Here is an 18,701-nt window from a genome sequence, read left to right as displayed (position 1 = left end):
TTTTATCCTATTTCTTTATACAACAAATCCAATCCTTCCCGGATGATCTTCTGGTGAGGTTGTTTTGACACACAAACGAATTCGGTCAACGAAAAGTCTTCAGGGGCAACCTCATAAAGCCCCAATTGCTCCATCTCATCAATATCGTTCACCATACACGCTTTGAGCAACTGTAAGGGGTAGATATCCATTGGAAATACTTTTTCGTACATGCCGGTAACCACGAAAGCCCGGTGTTCGCCGTTGGTATTGGTCGTAAGGTCGTACTTCTTATTCGGCTGTAGCCAGGAAAAGGTCAAGGCCCTGGTCGCAGAAATTTTATCGAAAACTGGCTTATTCCATCCAAAGAACTCATAATCATCTCCTTCGGGAATAACGCTAACCGTATTGTTATAAAAACCTAGATGGCCGTCGGGACGGCTTTTCAAGCCGGTCAACACGTCGCCGTTGATTACCCTAAAATTATCTTCGTTCACTCCACTGGCGTAGAGAAAGGTCGAGATTTCGGCACCGATTTTAGTTTTATAATATTTCGGGGTTTTTACCGAAGAACCCGCCAAGGCCACGAGGCGCTCTGGGTTGAACTTGCCCGTCAATAAGAATTCTCCGATAATGATCAAATCTTGCGGGGCAACCGTCCAAACGGTTTCGCCCTTGTTGATCGGATCGATTTTATTGATTTGGGTACCCACCAATCCAGCTGGATGTGGTCCTGAAACCTTGTGCAATTCTATACCTGAAAGCCCGGCCAACGGTGAATTGGACGCTTCTCCAACAGAAACATGTACTTTTCCCGGAGTGAGCTTAGCTAAAGCATGAATGGCGGCCTGCAATTCACTTTCCTTTCCTTGCAACACATAATCGGCTTGAGCGGCCAGAGGTGCGGTAGTGTAACCTGAAATAAAAATAGCTTTCGGATTTGCATCGGGGTTCGCTATAATATCGTAAGGTCGTTGCTTAATAAAGGGCCAACATCCCCCTTCGAGCAAATACGCCTTAATATCTTCCTTCGAAGCCTTTTCGACATTCAAAGGTTGGTGCGTCAATTGGGCTTGCTCTTTATCGGCCAATATCTTTAGATTGAGGATACGTCTTCTGGCCCCTCTATTGATTTCTACAAGCTCTCCACTTACCGGAGAAACGAACTTCATCTCTTCCTTGTTCTTGTTGTAGAAAAGAGGTTCACCCGCTTTTACCTCAGCACCCTCTTTAATCAACATTTTCGGAGTCAATCCATGAAAATCATTAAGATGTATTGCGTAAACATTACTTAAGACGGCTGTTGAAGTTGTTTGCTCTGCGGCACCGACAAGGTTAATGTTCAAACCCTTTTTAATCCTGATGTCTTTAGACATATTAACGTAGACCTTAGGTTAATAAATTCTGCGGCAAAAATAGTACTTAAACGATAGTTATCATAATAAATACCTATAAATTTGGACGGTATAACGATCTAAATTTCTTGGGTACGCTTTTTGTTTACCTTTATGCCAAAAAAAGGCCTTATATGCGCTGCTGTCTTAAACAAATTTTCATCTTTCTCGTATTTTCTTCGCTATACGGACAGGTTCAAGAGGAAATAAATCCCCCGCCGAATATTAAAACCATCATTTTTGGTGGCCCTACGGAAGATCAATTTCCGGTGGTCGAGCTCGGGGAGACCATGCAATTGGAATTTGACGATCTTACTGCGGGCGAAAGTGATTATTACTACAAAATCGTACATTGCGATTATGATTGGACCCCTTCTCAACTTCTTAAATCGCAGTACCTCAATGGGGTCGACAATCAACGCATCATTGATTACTATAACAGTTATTCGACCCTGCAGCCCTATTCTAATTACCGCTTGACCATACCGAACCAAAACGTCAGCCTAAAAGTTAGCGGCAACTATGTGCTCGAGATTTACAATGATCGCTACGAACTACAATTTTCGAGAAGGTTCGTGGTTTATAAAAATATCTTAAAAGTAGGGGCAACCGTCAAACGTTCCCGTGATTTCAACTTCCTCAACGAAAAACAAGTCGTTCAGTTTAACATCAATGCAGGGGGGTTTCAATGGGTCAATCCAAAGAAAGAAATAAAAGTAGCCATTTTACAAAACTTTCAATGGTCTACGGCTATTTACGATATCGCCCCTCAATATACCATGGGAAACGAACTCGTCTACAAGTATGACCAAGAGACAAGTTTTTTCGGTGGCAACGAATTCTTAAATTTCGACACAAGCGACCTTCGGGCGCCAACCTCCCAAATTTCCAGAATTGAGATCGGCGATCTATATAACCACTATCTATTTTCCGATAGGTATCGCCGAAATGAGCCCTACACGTTTTATCCGGATATCAATGGTGATTTCGTCGTAAGAACCCTTCAAGGTGATGATAGTTCGAGGGAAGCCGAATACACAAAAGTACATTTTGCACTGCCCTACGACGAAATTTTAGAACTGGATGAAGTCTATATTTTTGGAAAATTCAACAATTACGCCTTAGAAAAGGAAAACAAGCTGGATTATAATGAAGCCAATGGCATGATGGAGGGTCAGATCGATTTGAAACAAGGTTTTTACAATTATAAATACGTAATTAAGCGAGCCGACGGCACTCTTGACCGCAATGCGATATGCGGCAATTTTCATTTTACGGAAAACACCTATCTCATCTTGGTGTATTACCGGAATTTTGGTGAACTTTACGATAGCATCATAGGTATAGGTACAGCAAACTCCCGCGATATAAGCAATTGATTTTTTTAAAATATCTTTGGGATTAATGGAGAACAAACCGACCGTCACCCAAAAAGGTAGGTATCAACTAAAATACAGGAACACCGAATGTCTTAATTGCGGACATAGGTTAAACCTGACGGATAAATTTTGCCCAAATTGTTCGCAAGCAAATAGTAACAAAAAACTCTCTTTGAAGGACTACTTCGACGAATTTTTTTCCAGTCTCATCTCTTACGATTCCAAATTACTTAAAACCCTTTCGGCACTATTACTGAAACCAGGTCGCATTACAAAAGATTACATCAATGGCAAACGTGTGTCGTATACCAATCCGTTCCGGTTTTTGCTGAGTTTGGCCATCGTCTACTTTCTCTTGGTAAATTACAGTGGAAACTTTTCAGATTTAGATCGGTATGGCGTCAAAACAGAGGAAGACTTTGAAGAATATCTAAACCTTCAACCTCCTTCGGTTAGCGTAACGAATGATGCTGCATTTGATCAGAAAATTGATTCTATACCCTATAAAGGCGATTACCACAGGTTCTTGACCGAAGCCAAAAAAAAAGATTCCATTATCCTTGCAAATCCGCACGCCAATTTTATGAAATTAGAGGAGCAGGACTTCGCAGAAAGAATAATACATAAGATCTCCTTTTTTCGGACTTTCATACTAAAAGACTCCATTTTCAATCTTAAAGATGCCCTGGTCAAATATGAGATTGCCGAAAGCATCGAAAATCAATGGACATTTAATGCAGCTCAAGGTCTTGTCCGTTTACAGCGGGCTCCAGGAAGTTTTGTCAGCACCCTCATTTCGAAGCTCCCCTTTGTGGTTTTTTTCTTCCTACCTCTATTCGCGGTATTCATTTGGTTGGTTTACATCAGAAAAAAATACTCTTATACCGATAATCTGATCTTTAGCTTCCATAATACATCATTGTTGTTTATCTTGCTAATTATTAGTTATTTAATCGATTATATTTTCAACGTGGATAGTAACGGAATCTTTCTCATGATCTTTTCCGTCTATCTGTTTTTGGCCATGAGGAAGTTCTATCGGCAAAACGTATTTAAAACTATTGTTAAATATGTTTTTTTGAATACGATTTTTTTTATATTGGCAGTGTTTTCCTCCGTCATTTTTTTTGCAGGCAATATTTTTACCTATTAGACCGAAAGTCATATGATTACACAGGTAACTAAGGGCATAAAGATTTCAGTACATACTAGTTTTGAAGGAACTTTCTTTAAAAACTACAAGATGCATTTTGCCTTCGGCTATACGATAACAATTGAAAACCAAAGTAAAGATTCGGTTCAGTTGACCTCACGTCATTGGGAAATCTACGATGCCCTTAACGAACTGGAAATTTTGGATGGTGAAGGGGTCATCGGCAAGAAACCGGTAATAAAACCCGGTCAATCGCACACCTATACTTCAGGTTGCCTTCTAGCCTCGCCCATTGGCGCCATGCGCGGGCACTTCAATATGGTCAACTTCACTTCTACGGAGAAATTTAGGGTATTTATTCCCACGTTCAAATTCCATGCCCCGTTTGCGTTGAACTAGCAGTAAATCATAGTACCTTCCTTTTCTATTTCGCATTTTCCTATTCGTTCTTCTGACTTTCTTTAGCTACCTTTGGCGTTCATTTTTTAATCTGAAAATCAATCGTCATGGGAAAAGGATTTTTTCACGTACCGACCGCAATAAACGAACCAATCAAAAGCTACGCTCCGGGATCTTCCGAACGCGAAGAAGTACTACAACAGTACCACACCTATTTCAATGGAAATATAGATGTTCCGCTATATATCGGAAGCAAAGAAATCAAGACCGGAAAAACCAAACCAATGTCGCCCCCTCACGACCACAAAAATGTGGTTGGGCAGTACCATTTGGCCGAAAGCAAGCATGTAAGCGAGGCCATAGAAAATTGTTTGGCTTCCCGCACCGCATGGGCCGATCTGACTTGGGAGCAACGTGCAGCCATATTCCTTAAGGCCGCGGATTTAATTGCAGGGCCCTACAGAGCGAAAATCAATGCGGCAACCATGATCGCACAATCCAAGACCATACATCAAGCAGAGATAGATTCTGCATGTGAACTGATTGATTTCCTGAGGTTCAACGTAGAATATATGTCTCAAATTTATGGCGAGCAACCTGAATCTTCAGAAGGGGTTTGGAACCGGGTAGAATATAGACCGCTAGAAGGTTTTATTTATGCTATCACTCCTTTTAATTTCACTGCTATTGCGGGAAATCTGCCTGCGAGTGCTGCAATGATGGGCAATGTGGTCTTATGGAAACCTAGTGACAGTCAAATTTTTTCAGCAAAGGTGATCGTTGATGTCTTCAAGGAAGCGGGGCTACCCGATGGGGTTATCAACGTTGTGTATGGCGACCCTGTCATGATTACCAAAACCGCTTTAGACAGCCCAGATTTTGCCGGAATACATTTCACCGGATCCACAAAGGTTTTTCAAGACCTTTGGAAACAAATTGGCAACAATATACACACGTACAAAACCTATCCCCGAATAGTGGGTGAAACCGGTGGAAAAGATTTTATCATCGCCCACCCGTCGGCCAAACCTCAGCAAGTTGCAACCGCCATCACGAGGGGCGCCTTTGAATTTCAAGGTCAAAAATGTAGTGCGGCGTCACGGGTTTATTTACCAAAGTCCACCGCTAACGAGATTTTGGATCTAGTCAAAAAAGATATCGAGTCGTTCAACAAACCCGGAAGTCCAGAAGATATGTCCAATTTTATTACCGCCGTTATACACGAAGGTGCCTTTGATAAATTGGCGAAATATATCGATCAGGCCAAAAGTGATCAAAATGCCGAAATTATCGCCGGTGGCAACTATGACAAATCGAAAGGGTATTTTATAGAACCCACCGTGATTTTGACTACGGACCCCAAATATACTACGATGGAAACCGAGCTTTTTGGACCTGTCGTTACCGTTTATATATATGAAGACAAAAATTGGTCGAAAACACTCAAACTGGTTGACGAAACTTCTATTTATGCGCTTACCGGCGCCGTTCTCTCGACCGATCGATATGCCATAACCGAGGCTACCCAGGCTCTACAAAACTGCGCAGGAAACTTTTACATCAACGATAAGCCCACGGGGGCAGTGGTAGGCCAACAACCCTTTGGCGGCGCCCGAGCATCGGGAACCAACGACAAGGCCGGATCATCGCAAAATTTACTGCGTTGGGTATCTCCAAGATTGATCAAGGAAACCTTTGTGAGCCCTGAGAACTACCGCTATCCGTTTTTAGACTGAAAGGATATAAAAATCTAAAATAGGCAAGGCATTTCTAGGGCCATCAAATGGAATCGGACATTTGGAGTTGGAATAGGTCGACAATCGACTTTCACCTTTCCTGTTTTCAAAGAAAAAAATGCACTAGCACATTTTCTTTAGGAAATCAATACTGGTGGAGAACCTACTGTTCGTTCTTTTCTAACTAATCGAATTTCTTTAAAAGCTTTAAGATAACACCAAAACAACGAGATTGAAGGTTCATATTAATCATTGATAAATCAACAAATGATAATTTTTTTTTAATACCTTGTAAACAAACGAAGTACCTCTTAGTTTGACAATCATTTAGTGCTAATCTAAACTTTAAAGAAAATGAAAAAATTATCTGTAGTATTTATGTTCCTTGCCATTTCGGCTATATACGGGCAGGATGACATAGTTCAAAACTCCATCAAAGGTATGTTGACCTATAATCAAGGTCAAGTAGTATCGTTGGCCGAAGCTTTTACACCAGAACAATATAATTGGCGGCCGGCAGAGGGCGTACGGTCGACCGGAGAATCTTTCTTGCATATTGCAGGTGCAAATTATTATTTGGCCTCAAAAATGGGTTTCCCTCCGCCAGAAGATGTCGATATGATGAATATCGAAAAAATACAGGGCAAGGAGAATATCTTGGCCACTTTAAAAAAATCAAATGAGTTTGTTCTTGATAAAATTGGAAAGGTCGAAAGCGGAAAATTTGGGGAAGAGGTAGATTTTGGCTTTGGCAAATTCAACCGCTTATCCGGTCTTCTTATATTTCTTGAACATAACGGAGAACATAAAGGACAATTGATTGCCTACGCCCGATCAAATGGTGTAACTCCGCCCTGGAGCAATTAAACAATCATTCATACCGTACACTACGAGTCCTTTTCCTTTCGAGAAAAGGACTTTTTTTATCACCTGAAAAGAGTATTATTTATCATAAAACAAGGAATAAACCTATTCTTTTTCATGCCAACATACTTTTAATGTAAATTTAACGTTAAGTAATTGTAAATTTTCAGTAACTTTAAAGAAATGGATTACAAAATAAAGGTATGAAAACTATGAAAACACAGAGTGGGCTTCAGCCTTCAAGAAAGTCAGTATTCTCAAAAATTTATGAGTATGCAAAGAATTACTCCAAAAAGTGCAGGCATTCTTTCTACAGCATGTTGTGTGCTTAAAAACTACCCCTTGAACTTAAGAGGCAAATAGACCACCTTTTTGGTCTCGAAAAAATCTTCGTTGAAATACTCGGAAAGCGTAAATATTTCTACGGTTTTATAGTTTTTGAGCTCTTCGGTCAAATTACCCCCCTTCAAATAGAGAATACCATTTCTACGATGGTGAACCGATTCTTTTTTAATTCTACCTTTTACCCAGTGCGTAAAAGTCGGCATCGCAGCTACGGCACGGCTGACAATAAAATCGAATTGGCCCTCAATCTCTTCGACCCGGCTATTCACGGTACTAACATTTTGTAATTGCAGCCCCTTTATGACTTCATCGACCACCTTGATCTTCTTGCCTATGGAATCTACCAAGGTAAACTGAACATCAGGATGCAGGATTGCCAAAGGAATTCCCGGAAATCCCCCTCCCGTTCCGACATCTAATATCGAAGCTCCTTTCTCGAACATCTGAATTTTAGCAATGCCTAGGGAATGCAACACATGGCGTACATAAAGCTCCTCGATATCTTTGCGTGAAACTACGTTGATTTTTTGGTTCCAATCCTTATATAATTCGCTAAGAAGTGAAAATTGATTTCTCTGATGTTCGGATAAATTGGGAAAATATTTAAAAACTATTTCAACCGTCATGCGTATATTTGTATAATTACAAATTTACTATATTCACTAGAGAAAAAATTCTCAATAGTATTTTATAGCAGGGTACTTCTGCTATTTTAGCAAAAAGACATTCATTCTATGGATCAAAAAGCCATTCGATTCTCGCGAAAAGATTCCGCGCAATTTTTTCGGACACTTAACAAAAGGGTCAACGACTATTTCAAGGAAAACAAAATTAAAAAAACAGGCAATTGGCGACTTCATGTTAAAACCGTTATCATGTTCGCGCTGTTTTTAACACCCTATTTTTTAATATTGACACTAGGGCTTCCTAATTGGGCCAATCTTTTGTTGACCATTGTCATGGGAGTAGGTATGGCCGGTGTAGGAATGAATGTTATGCACGATGGCAATCACGGCTCTTACTCCAACAAAAAATGGGTAAACAAGCTTATGGGAAGCAGCATATATATTTTAGCCGGTAATGTATATAATTGGCAGGTTCAGCATAATGTTTTGCACCATACCTATACGAACATTCACGAACATGATGAAGACATGGAAGCGGGTAGAATCCTCCGCTTTTCCCCACATTCAAAATGGCACAGGTATCATAAATTTCAACATTTCTATTCGGTGTTGTTATATGGTCTTCTAACTTTTAATTGGGCCATCACCACTGATTTTCAGCAGATGTATCGTTATATGAAGCGAAAGCTTTCCTATGGAAAATTACCCAGCCCCGTAATCAACTGGAGTACTTTGGTCGTTACCAAAACACTATATCTTACGATTTGGATTATTCTACCATTGCTCATTTTAGATATTGCTTGGTGGAAGATCATCCTAGGCTTTTTTGTCATGCACTACGTAGCAGGTGTCATACTCAGCGTAATATTTCAATTAGCCCATATTGTCGATGAGGCCGACACTCCCCTACCCGATGAAACTGGAACCATGAAAAACACTTGGGCCATTCATCAACTTTTTACCACCGTAAATTTCGGAACGAAGAATAAAATTGTTAATTGGTTCACGGGAGGGTTGAACCATCAGGTAGAGCACCATATTTTCCCCAACATAAGCCATGTACATTACACAAAAATCTCAAAAATTGTGAAAGAAACGGCCAAGGAATTTAATTTACCTTATAACGAATATAAAACTACACGAAAAGCCATAATTTCGCATTTCAAACATTTAAAGGAATTAGGCAAAAAACCTTCTTTACAACTACAATAGCATACAGTTAATAGAAAGTGTATCGGCGTAATCGGCTAAAAGGTATAATGCCCGACTAGACGAGCGTCTTTTTAATCGTAAAAGTATCATGACAACAACAGTTACCCCCAGTCTTTCCGATAGGATCAACAGCGTCACTCCTTCCGCTACCCTTGAAATGGCCGCTAAGGCTCGAGAATTAAGAGCGGCCGGGAAAGATATTATAGGTCTAAGTCTAGGTGAACCAGATTTCAATACACCTGATTATATCAAGGAAGCTGCAATACAGGCTATCAACGATGACTACAATGCCTACACACCTGTTGATGGGTATGTAGAATTAAAGGATGCCATCATTACCAAATTCAAAAGAGACAATGGCCTTCAATATGAACGATCACAAATCGTCGTGTCGACAGGGGCCAAGCAATCGCTTTATAATGTCGCTCAGGTAATTTTGAACAAGGGTGATGAAGTAATTTTACCCTGCCCATACTGGGTTAGCTATAGCGATATCGTAAAATTGGCCGATGGTGTTCCTGTAGAAGTACCTACGACCTTAGAAAATGACTTTAAAATGACACCGGAGCAGCTCGAAGCTGCGATTACCCCAAAAACTAGAATGTTGTGGTACAGTTCGCCTTGCAACCCCAGCGGTTCTATCTATAGTGAAGAAGAGCTTCGGGCCTTGGCAGATGTGCTGCAGAAACACCCACAAATAATTGTGGTCAGCGATGAAATTTATGAGCATATCAACTATGGTGTGACGGCGCATGCCTCTATGGCTTCGTTCGAAGACATGTATGATCGTACCGTCACGGTCAATGGTGTTGCCAAAGCCTTTGCCATGACAGGCTGGAGAATTGGCTATATAGGAGCACCGACCTATATCGCAAAAGCCACTACCAAATTACAAGGACAAGTAACCAGCGGTGCAAACTGTATTGCTCAGCGCGCCGTAATCACGGCCTTGAACGAGTCGCCCGATAGAATACAATTTATGGTCGACAAGTTTAAGGAGCGGAGAAAGCTTATACTAGAACTCTTGAACAATATAGACGGTTTCAAATGTAATGAGCCCGAAGGTGCCTTTTATGTGTACCCAGACATTACCTCATATTTCGGTAAGACATTGAATGGGGTTACTATCGGCAACGCCTCCGATTTTGCCATGTACCTCCTTGAGTATGCCAATGTGGCTACAGTAACCGGTGATGCTTTCGGTAACGGTAATTGTATCCGTATATCGTATGCCGCTTCGGAAGAGGAAATAGTGGAAGCCTTGGCCAGAATCAAAAAGGCCCTGCAGTAACCCAAAAACAGGAGATGTTAAAATAAAAAGAACCCCGATACATGACATTGTTCGGGGTTTTTGCTATATATCAGCATGCGTAAAATGCCTGGCCCATTCAGCCGGCCCATTTCAAAATCAGGTCCGCTTCCAAAAATAAGGTGTTAATAATATCAGAACCGTGAAAAGTTCAAGCCTTCCTGCCAACATTAAAAAGCCACACCACCATTTACCCAAATCCGGTAATCCATTAAAATTACTTACAGGATTCAAGCTACCGAATGCCGGCCCCACATTGCCTAGAGAAGATGCTGAACCTCCAATAGCAGTAACAAAGTCAACACCCAACGCCCCAAGAACCATGGCCCCTATTATGAAGAGTAACATATAGAGCACGAAGAATGCTATGATATTGTAAACGATATGCTCTTTCACCGTTTTTCCGTTATAACGTACCGGTATGACCGCACTAGGATGCAAAGTGCGTTTGAATTCAAGTAGTCCGTTTTTTATAATAAGTACGTGGCGCATTACTTTGATACCGCCGGAAGTAGAACCTGCAGATCCTCCCAAAAACATTAAGCCAAAAAAGAAAACGGTCAAAAAGGGCGTCCAATTTGTAAAGTCCGCCGTAACGAATCCAGTAGTGGTTATTACTGAAATAACTTGAAAAAGAGCATGCCTGAAAGAACTCTCACCATCACCCAGAACTTTGGGGTGATATTCCGTTATCGGCACATCGGCCTTGAGAAAAATAACTATAGCAGCGATTATGGTAAAAGTCAATATAAATATCGCGTAGAACTTAAATTCTTCATCCCTTAAGACGCGTTGTACTTTACCCTTGAACGCAAAATAACTAAGCACAAAATTAGAACCTGCCAAGAACATAAATAAGATGACTATATATTGAATTAACGGTTGGTCGTTCCAATAAGCCATACTCAGGTTCTTAGTGGAAAAACCCCCAGTGGAGAGCGTTGCCAAAGAATGGTTGATCGCATCAAAAAAGCTCATACCCGCAATTTTCAAAAGCAAGGTTTCGGCGAGCGTATAACCTAAATAGATAAACCAAAGCCTTTTGGCCGTATCCGTTATTCGCGGGTGTAATTTATCGGCATTCGGCCCCGGTGCCTCAGCTGCAAACAATTGCATGCCTCCTATGCCGAGGAGCGGCAATATAGCTATGGCCAAAACTATAATTCCCATACCTCCGATCCAATGGGTCAGACTTCGCCAAAAAAGAATGCCTTTGGGCAATACTTCAATATCATCCAAAATTGATGCACCCGTAGTGGTATACCCGGAAACTGTCTCGAAAAAAGCATTGGTGACCGAAGGTATCGCCCCTGAAAACAGATAAGGCAGCATACCTGAAATCGACATAACGAGCCAGCCAAAAGTTACGATGATATATCCTTCTTTTCGTTTGACCTCCTTTTTGTGATCGCGGGTATAAAACATAGCAAAGGTACCCGTAAACATGGTCGTGATAGAGGCCAAAGAAATAGGCAATGTAGCTCCATCGGAATAGATACCGCTGACAAGGGCTGCCAAAAGCATAAACGCACCGTTGCAAAGCAAAAGCAACCCCATAATATGGAATATGATTTTTGAATTAAGGCTCATTTACAAGAACAATCGTTCAATTTTAGGAATAGCCTCGGGCAGACAGCAGACAACTACTCGATCTCCGGCACGTATCTCAAATCCACCAAGGGCGATTATACCATCTTCTCCCCGGATAACACCACCTATAGTTGCGGCCCTCGGAAAATTAAGTTCGCGAATGATCGATCCGGTAACTTTTGAATCGTCCTTTACCACAAACTCCAGAATCTCGGCATTAAGATTATTCAAGCGCATAAGGGCAACAACCTCACCTTTTCGAATGAACCTGAAAATATTATTTGCCGCCAGTAGTTTCTTATTTATTAATGTATCTATACCGATGGAATGGGAGAGTTGAAAATAATCCATGTTTTCCACTAAGGCAATTGTTTTTTTGATATGCTTTGACTTGGCCACTAGACACGACATAATATTGGTCTCTGAATTGCCGGTAACGGCAATAAAAGCATCCATGGAACCTAAACTCTCTTCCTCTAAAAGTTCAACATTTCGTCCATCACCATTAATTACCAGTGCATTGGGCAGATCGTCGGCAAGATCGAAAGCCTTTTCCTTATTTTTTTCGATCAACTTTACGTTAAATCTTTTTGCACAAAGATCTCGGGCTGCCTTAAAACCGACTTTGCTCCCGCCCAAAATCATCACATTACGTATCTCTTCTTTTTTCTTACCGGTAAGTTTGTAAAGCTCGTCGACCCCTTCTTTGGTCGTAATAAAATAGACCTGATCCCCATACTTGAATACCGTATCACCTCTTGGTATAACGGTATATTGAGTTCCCATTCGCTGTAATGCTATCGGCATAAAATGAAGTTCTGGGAATACTTTTGCCGCCTCTTTGACCATTTTACCCACAAATGGAGCCGTTGAAGGCAGAGACACTCCGACCATTATCAATTTACCTTCTTCGAACTCATAGGTGTCGTTAAAGGCTGATTTATTCAACAGCAGCTGAACCTCTGCCGCAGCCAGTTCTTCGGGTGAAATGAGCTCATCGATACCCAACTCTGAAAATCTCAGAAGCTCTTTGTCTTCAATAAATTCGGTGTTTGAAATTCTTGCTATGGTACGTTTGCACCCCAACTGTTTGGCAAGCATACATAAGGTAATGTTCGTGGTTTCGGACGAGGTAACCCCAATGACAAGGTCAGAGGTCTGTACCTGCGCATCCTTCAATACCGAAATCGAAGTGGCATCCCCCCGTAATACCCTGATATCTAAATGGGTATCGGCATACGCCAAACTTTCTTTGTTGGTATCTATTAAGGTTATGTCTTGAGATTCGTAAGAGAGCAGTTTGGCCAAGTGAAAACCAACTTCACCGGCACCTGCTATAATAATTTTCATCCGTTAGCAACTTTGTGTGGACACTCGATTTGAATACACCGCAACATGGTTCTATTTCCACCAGCGATTCGTATGGTCGAATTCACCAGTCAAAATTACGCATTATTTCGGTTGGCATTTTAAAAAGCCACTAAAATGTCACAAATGACAAAAACAGTTTTCATCAGAATGCTTAAACGCTTACTAAATACGATATTGTATCTTTGCGGCAAAAAGCGCTTCATTATGGCCAAAAAGGTTATTCCCTATAAGAATTCGGAACTCGGAAAGAAAGAACAGGTCACCCTGATGTTCGATGCCATTTCTGACGACTATGATGGTCTGAATAGGGTTATCTCCTTCGGAACCGATGTGAAGTGGCGCAGAAAAGTCGTAGCTCTTCTTAAAACCAAAAGGCCAGACCGCATTCTTGATATTGCTACAGGTACCGGAGATTTGGCAATTCATTTAGCCGAAACGGGCGCGAATAATATTGTGGCCTTGGACATATCCCCGGGGATGCTTGCCGTGGCCCAGAAAAAAGTAGCCGAAAAAAAGCTCGAAGATACTATAGAAATCGTCGTTGGTGATAGTGAGAATCTTCCGTTCAAAGACAATAGCTTCGATGCCGTAACAGTTGCTTTTGGGGTTCGTAATTTTGAAAACCTAGATAAAGGTTTGAGTGAAATTTTTCGAGTTCTTGACCAGAAAGGCACTTTGATGGTTCTTGAAACCGCAGTACCCGAAAGATTTCCTTTCAAACAGGGCTATCAATTTTATAGTAGATATATACTTCCAAACATTGGAAAATTGTTTTCCAAAGACAAATCAGCATATCGATATTTAAGCGAATCGGCTTCGGTTTTCCCCCATGGGGAAGATTTCAACAATATTTTGCGTAAAATCGGGTTTATAGAGGTAACGAACAGACCACAAACTTTTGGGGTAGCCTCAATTTACATAGCTACAAAGTAATGTTCTGTCTTTTGAAAAAGGCAACGATAAGAACCGCGGTCACGGCCCTTCTTTATGAAAAGCGGTCTGATTGAATTATTTAATTTTGAATGAAAAGATTGTTTATTTTTCTGGTGGTTACTTTTACGTTTATCCTTCCAATAAACGCCCAGTTTAATTCCGACCCCATTCTTAATCTTGAGAACAAGGATAAAAATCTTTTAAACTATGGTTATTTTTTGGGTTTCAACCAATATGGTTTCAAGTTCAGTTATGAGAACGATCTAGGTGATCAAAGTACTGATATACAAGTGCTGGAAGCTACAGGTTTTAATGTAGGGCTTATCGGTGAACTTAGAATTAATGAGTTTCTAGACCTTAGGATAGAACCGGGACTTTACTACAATGCCCGAAACTTGGGGTTTCCAGGGTTTCAGAATACTGTTGACGGGGCGAGGGACGCTATCAGGGAGGTAAAATCAACTTATATCAACTTTCCTTTATTATTAAAAATGAGTACTCGAAGGCTTGGTAACTGGAAGCCGTTTTTAGTGGCGGGTCCTTCTGCATCATTGAACTTGGGGAGCAACCAAGACAGTCTTGATGATAATAGTAGCGGAACGTTCCGCATGAAAAAATGGACCTATAATTACGAGCTCGGTTTCGGTATCGATTTTTATTTGGAATATTTCAAGTTTACGCCTTCGGTTCGAGGGGTCTTTGGCTTGACAGACGAACTTGTTCGTGACAATGATCCGAATAGCATTTGGACAGGAAACGTCGAGAAAATGAGCACACGTGGAATTTTCGTCAATTTTACCTTTGAATAGCTCGATTAATCCTTACCAAGTATACCAAGTCAAATAACTTATTACCGGTTACCGGCTTCGTTCTAGATACCCCTTACCCTTTTTCACCCCGTTTTATTTCATTAAGTAAAATAGCACTAGCAGTTGCCACATTAAGGCTCTCGGTAGTCGATTGACCGAATTGGGGAATACTTACCTTATGGGATACCCAATTGGCTATCGCATTTGAAATACCGTTAGCTTCGTTTCCGAGAAGCAAAATCCCGGCCAAAGGCAGCTTTACCTCGTAAACGCTCTCGCCGGCCATGAAACCTCCGTATATGGGGGAATTCGCTTCTTGTAGAAATTGCTCTAAATCTACGTATACAATGTTTACCCGTGAAACGGACCCCATGGTAGCTTGTAGCGTTTTTGGATTATAGCAGTCTACCGTAGTATTGGAGCATACCAAATGAGGAACATCGAACCAATCACAAAGACGTATAATGGTTCCCAAATTACCTGGATCTCTAATATCGTCTAAAGCGACAATCCACTGTGAAAAATCAACTTTTTTTGGCATGGGAATCCTGAAAACGGCCAAAACTTTGTTCGGGGTACTGAGACCACTCATTTTTTTTAGGTCGGCCTCGGCGATCAGTTGTATTTCAACACCTATTTCAATTTCTAATTCGGAGTCGGTAGCATAGATACAATACAGATCAAAATCTGATTCAACCAACTCCTTTACGGTCTTTATTCCCTCCGCCACAAAAAGACCATGTCGAATACGATACTTTTTTTGTTGCAGGCTTTTTATAAGTTTTATTTGGCTTTTAACAACCATACAAATAATGTATTTTTGGGGGCTATGGGCATACCATTTCGCATTACCAGAACCTTTGCTAAAATAAGCCTATTATTTCTAGCTATGGTCATCAACTCTTGCAACACGCTAAAAAGGGTAGGCGAAAATGAACTTTTGCTCAAAAAAAATGCCATTTATGCAGATGGTAAAGCGGTTAAGGACGAAAACATCGAAAGTCTCGTATTTCAAGAGCCGAATAGTACTATTTTGGGTTATCCCTTGCGCCTAAACCTCTACTATCTAGCAAAAAAAAATCCAGATTCCTCCTTTCAGGCCTGGCTATATAGAAAAGAAAAGAGAGAGCAGCGCCTCATCGATTTCCTTTCAAAGAAGCAAGTAGATCGCCTTGGAGAATCTTTTTTGGTAAGCGGTCTCAGTGAATGGTTAAAAAAAATAGGAGAGTCTCCCGTAATCATCGATACGGTAAAGACCAAGCGATCCCTCGAAAGACTTAGAGCCTATTACGGTAGTAAGGGTTATTTTAACAACAATACTACCTACGTTATAGATACCGTCAAAAAAAAACGTGGAGCCATCGAATATAAAATCGATTTGGGCCAACCTTTCTCCATCGACTCTATTTCAAGAAACATAGCATCAAAAGCTATCGATTCTATTTATCTTCTTCACACCGAAAACGCTTTTGTTAAGCGTGGAGATCAATTTGACCTGAGTTTTTTTGCCCAAGAACGGGAAAGATTGAGCGCTATATTTAGAAATTCGGGGATTTACAATTTCCAAGAAAGTTCTATTTCCTATGATATTGCCGCTGATACGACGAAATTGGCAGATGACCAAAAAATGAATATCGAGCTGAATATCGAAAACTTCAAAAGACGGGGAGACAGTGCTGTGACCACCTCCGACTATAAGGTGTACAAATTTAACAATGTAAATATTTACACCGACTATTTGTACGATGAAAGGGATAGTGAACAGAAATTTGTGCGCTACGACAATTACACCATCTTTTATCACAACAAATTACGTTTCAAACCCAAAACCCTTGTCAATGCCGTTTTTTTTGAAAAAGACAGTATTTATCGAGAAATTAACCGTACACGTACGTACCGCCAAATCACCAATCTCGGCGTATTTAAATATCCAACGATAACCTCGGTTCCAAGTAGTGAGAACGGGCTCGATGCAAATATATACTTAGCGGCCAGACCCAAATATTCCCTTGGTACGTCTTTCGAGGTTACCCGATCTAACATTCAGCAGGTAGGCCTAGCCCTAAGTCCGTCATTACAGGCACGAAATTTATTCAGCGGTGCAGAAAACCTGAGTATAGCCGGACGGGTAAGTATCGGCTCATCAAACGACCCTAGCATTATTGACAATAGGTTTTTTAATATTCAGGAATATGGAATCGACCTCAACCTTGACATACCCAGGTTATGGTTTCCATTTTTTGATACGAGCAGGATAATTCCAAGCTATACCCTTCCCAAAACCCGAATTTCCCTAGGTACTAGCTTTCAAAAAAACATAGGCCTTGACAAACAAGCCTTTAATACCGTACTAAGTTACAATTGGATACCATCTGAATTTATTAAACATAATATAGAGTTATTGAACGTGCAGTTCGTCAGAAATGTCAACCCTGATCGCTTTTTTAATGTTTACCGTAACTCCTTTTCACAACTGAACTCCATAGCAGCCACTGACGTTTATAGTGGCAACAGTTCGCTTTCTGACTTTTATGAGTCACCTGTAGGTAACACTCCAAGACTCACTATTCCTTCGGGAACAACCGGTTTTACCAATGCCATTTTGAACAACGAGGTGCCTTCTACTCGGGAAGACTTCGAAAGTGTCAGCGTTATTGAGGAAAGAAGACAGCGTCTTACCGAAAACAATCTCATCTTTGCGAGCAACTATACATTGAACCTTAACAATAGAGAAGGTCTTACCGACAATAAATTCTTTCAATTTCGATTCAAGTTTGAAAGTGCCGGCAACCTACTCTCGGCAATTTCCCAGATCATACCCTTCAATAAGAATGAAAATGAAAATTTTTTAGTATTCGGGGTACCCTATAGTCAATATCTAAAGACCGAATTTGATTATGTAAAGTACTGGAGTATTTCGAGAAATAACGTATTGGCCCTTCGAACTTTTTTTGGAATAGCCATTCCCTATGGAAACTCGAACAATATTCCCTTTGTTCGTAGCTATTTTGCGGGCGGGGCAAATGATATTAGGGCATGGTCTCCCTATTCGTTGGGTCCGGGTCGAACAGATGCAATCAATGATTTTAACGAGGCCAACCTGAAAATAAGCCTTAATCTCGAATACCGTTTTCCCTTATTAGGAAATTTAAAGGGAGCCCTATTTGCCGATGCAGGAAATATTTGGAATGTATTCGACAATGTTGAAGATCCTGCAGCTACCTTTACAGGCTTTCGTTCATTGGAAGACATTGCGCTAGGCACCGGTTTTGGGTTGCGCTATGACTTCACCTATTTTGTACTACGTGCTGACCTGGGTTTCAAAACGTATAATCCTGCCGAAGAAATCTCGAAGCGGTGGTTGACCGATTTTAATTTTACGAATGCCGTTCTCCAAATTGGTATCAATTATCCTTTTTAAAAACTGGTTAGCACTACTTAAAAATAAATTTTGTTCCAGTTTACCTTTAGCCCTGAAAATACAGGGCAAATCATGGTTAGCAATAAACAATTCATTATCAATCTCTGCATGTCGCCTATAAAGATAAACTTATAAACACCGATCGCACATAGACATATTATTTTATTACTTTTGTGCCATT

General features: G+C 40.7%; 15 protein-coding genes. 10 read left to right on the top strand and 5 right to left on the bottom strand.

The genetic code is table 11. The features are described 5' to 3' along the window. Positions 1-2: 2 nt before the first annotated feature. Positions 3-1,355, bottom strand: coding sequence for a Na(+)-translocating NADH-quinone reductase subunit A (locus F2B13_RS17300; RefSeq protein ID WP_149277369.1), 1,353 nt, complete (start codon positions 1,353-1,355; stop codon positions 3-5). 152 nt (positions 1,356-1,507) lie between these two features. Between F2B13_RS17300 and F2B13_RS17295 the strand changes: the two genes are divergently transcribed. From F2B13_RS17295 to F2B13_RS17275, 5 genes are all read left to right on the top strand, one after another. Then, the gene (locus tag F2B13_RS17295) at positions 1,508-2,752 is read left to right on the top strand and encodes a type IX secretion system plug protein (RefSeq protein ID WP_149277368.1); all 1,245 of its coding nucleotides are present in this window, start codon (positions 1,508-1,510) and stop codon (positions 2,750-2,752) included. A 172-nt stretch (positions 2,753-2,924) separates the two neighbouring features. Beyond that, the gene (locus F2B13_RS17290) at positions 2,925-3,905 is read left to right on the top strand and encodes a DUF3667 domain-containing protein (protein WP_232625261.1); all 981 of its coding nucleotides are present in this window, start codon (positions 2,925-2,927) and stop codon (positions 3,903-3,905) included. Positions 3,906-3,917: 12 nt separating this feature from the next. Beyond that, positions 3,918-4,304, top strand: a complete 387-nt coding sequence (gene apaG, locus F2B13_RS17285) for a Co2+/Mg2+ efflux protein ApaG (RefSeq protein WP_149277366.1) — start codon at positions 3,918-3,920, stop codon at positions 4,302-4,304. Positions 4,305-4,411: 107 nt separating this feature from the next. Further along, positions 4,412-6,040, top strand: coding sequence for an L-glutamate gamma-semialdehyde dehydrogenase (pruA, locus tag F2B13_RS17280; RefSeq protein WP_149304744.1), 1,629 nt, complete (start codon positions 4,412-4,414; stop codon positions 6,038-6,040). Between the two features lie 354 nt (positions 6,041-6,394). Further along, positions 6,395-6,907: a DinB family protein gene (locus tag F2B13_RS17275; protein WP_149304743.1), complete on the top strand. Its 513-nt coding sequence runs from the start codon at positions 6,395-6,397 to the stop codon at positions 6,905-6,907. 332 nt (positions 6,908-7,239) lie between these two features. Here the strand turns inward: F2B13_RS17275 and rsmG are convergent, their stop codons facing one another. Further along, positions 7,240-7,875, bottom strand: a complete 636-nt coding sequence (rsmG, locus tag F2B13_RS17270; protein WP_149304742.1) for a 16S rRNA (guanine(527)-N(7))-methyltransferase RsmG — start codon at positions 7,873-7,875, stop codon at positions 7,240-7,242. A gap of 108 nt (positions 7,876-7,983) precedes the next feature. Between rsmG and F2B13_RS17265 the strand changes: the two genes are divergently transcribed. Next, positions 7,984-9,087 carry a fatty acid desaturase family protein gene (locus tag F2B13_RS17265; protein WP_149277362.1) on the top strand — a complete coding sequence of 368 codons (1,104 nt, stop codon included), beginning with the start codon at positions 7,984-7,986 and terminating at the stop codon, positions 9,085-9,087. 88 nt (positions 9,088-9,175) lie between these two features. After that, entirely contained in the window at positions 9,176-10,378 is a 1,203-nt protein-coding gene (locus tag F2B13_RS17260) for a pyridoxal phosphate-dependent aminotransferase (RefSeq protein ID WP_149277361.1), read from the top strand. A 117-nt stretch (positions 10,379-10,495) separates the two neighbouring features. Here the strand turns inward: F2B13_RS17260 and F2B13_RS17255 are convergent, their stop codons facing one another. After that, positions 10,496-11,986, bottom strand: a complete 1,491-nt coding sequence (locus F2B13_RS17255; protein WP_149277360.1) for a TrkH family potassium uptake protein — start codon at positions 11,984-11,986, stop codon at positions 10,496-10,498. Then, positions 11,987-13,336 (bottom strand): Trk system potassium transporter TrkA, encoded by a 1,350-nt coding sequence (gene trkA / locus F2B13_RS17250; RefSeq protein WP_149277359.1) that lies wholly within the window; start codon positions 13,334-13,336, stop codon positions 11,987-11,989. Between the two features lie 225 nt (positions 13,337-13,561). Here trkA and ubiE point away from each other — a divergent pair, with 225 nt between their 5' ends. Both ubiE and porT read left to right on the top strand, forming a co-directional pair. Then, the gene (gene ubiE, locus F2B13_RS17245; protein WP_149304791.1) at positions 13,562-14,290 is read left to right on the top strand and encodes a bifunctional demethylmenaquinone methyltransferase/2-methoxy-6-polyprenyl-1,4-benzoquinol methylase UbiE; all 729 of its coding nucleotides are present in this window, start codon (positions 13,562-13,564) and stop codon (positions 14,288-14,290) included. Positions 14,291-14,379: 89 nt separating this feature from the next. Beyond that, entirely contained in the window at positions 14,380-15,099 is a 720-nt protein-coding gene (gene porT / locus F2B13_RS17240; RefSeq protein WP_149277358.1) for a type IX secretion/gliding motility protein PorT/SprT, read from the top strand. A 73-nt stretch (positions 15,100-15,172) separates the two neighbouring features. Here the strand turns inward: porT and F2B13_RS17235 are convergent, their stop codons facing one another. Continuing rightward, positions 15,173-15,904 (bottom strand): TrmH family RNA methyltransferase, encoded by a 732-nt coding sequence (locus F2B13_RS17235; protein WP_149304741.1) that lies wholly within the window; start codon positions 15,902-15,904, stop codon positions 15,173-15,175. A gap of 24 nt (positions 15,905-15,928) precedes the next feature. Here F2B13_RS17235 and tamL point away from each other — a divergent pair, with 24 nt between their 5' ends. Then, on the top strand, positions 15,929-18,520 hold the full coding sequence (gene tamL, locus F2B13_RS17230) for a translocation and assembly module lipoprotein TamL (RefSeq protein ID WP_149304740.1): 2,592 nt from the start codon (positions 15,929-15,931) through the stop codon (positions 18,518-18,520). The last annotated feature ends 181 nt before the right edge of the window (positions 18,521-18,701 follow it).

The sequence above is a fragment of the Pareuzebyella sediminis genome, assembly GCF_008367235.1.
GTDB lineage: Bacteria > Bacteroidota > Bacteroidia > Flavobacteriales > Flavobacteriaceae > Pareuzebyella > Pareuzebyella sediminis.
The sequence above is the reverse complement of the archived record's forward strand: the minus strand, read 5'-3'. Positions and strand labels throughout refer to the sequence as shown.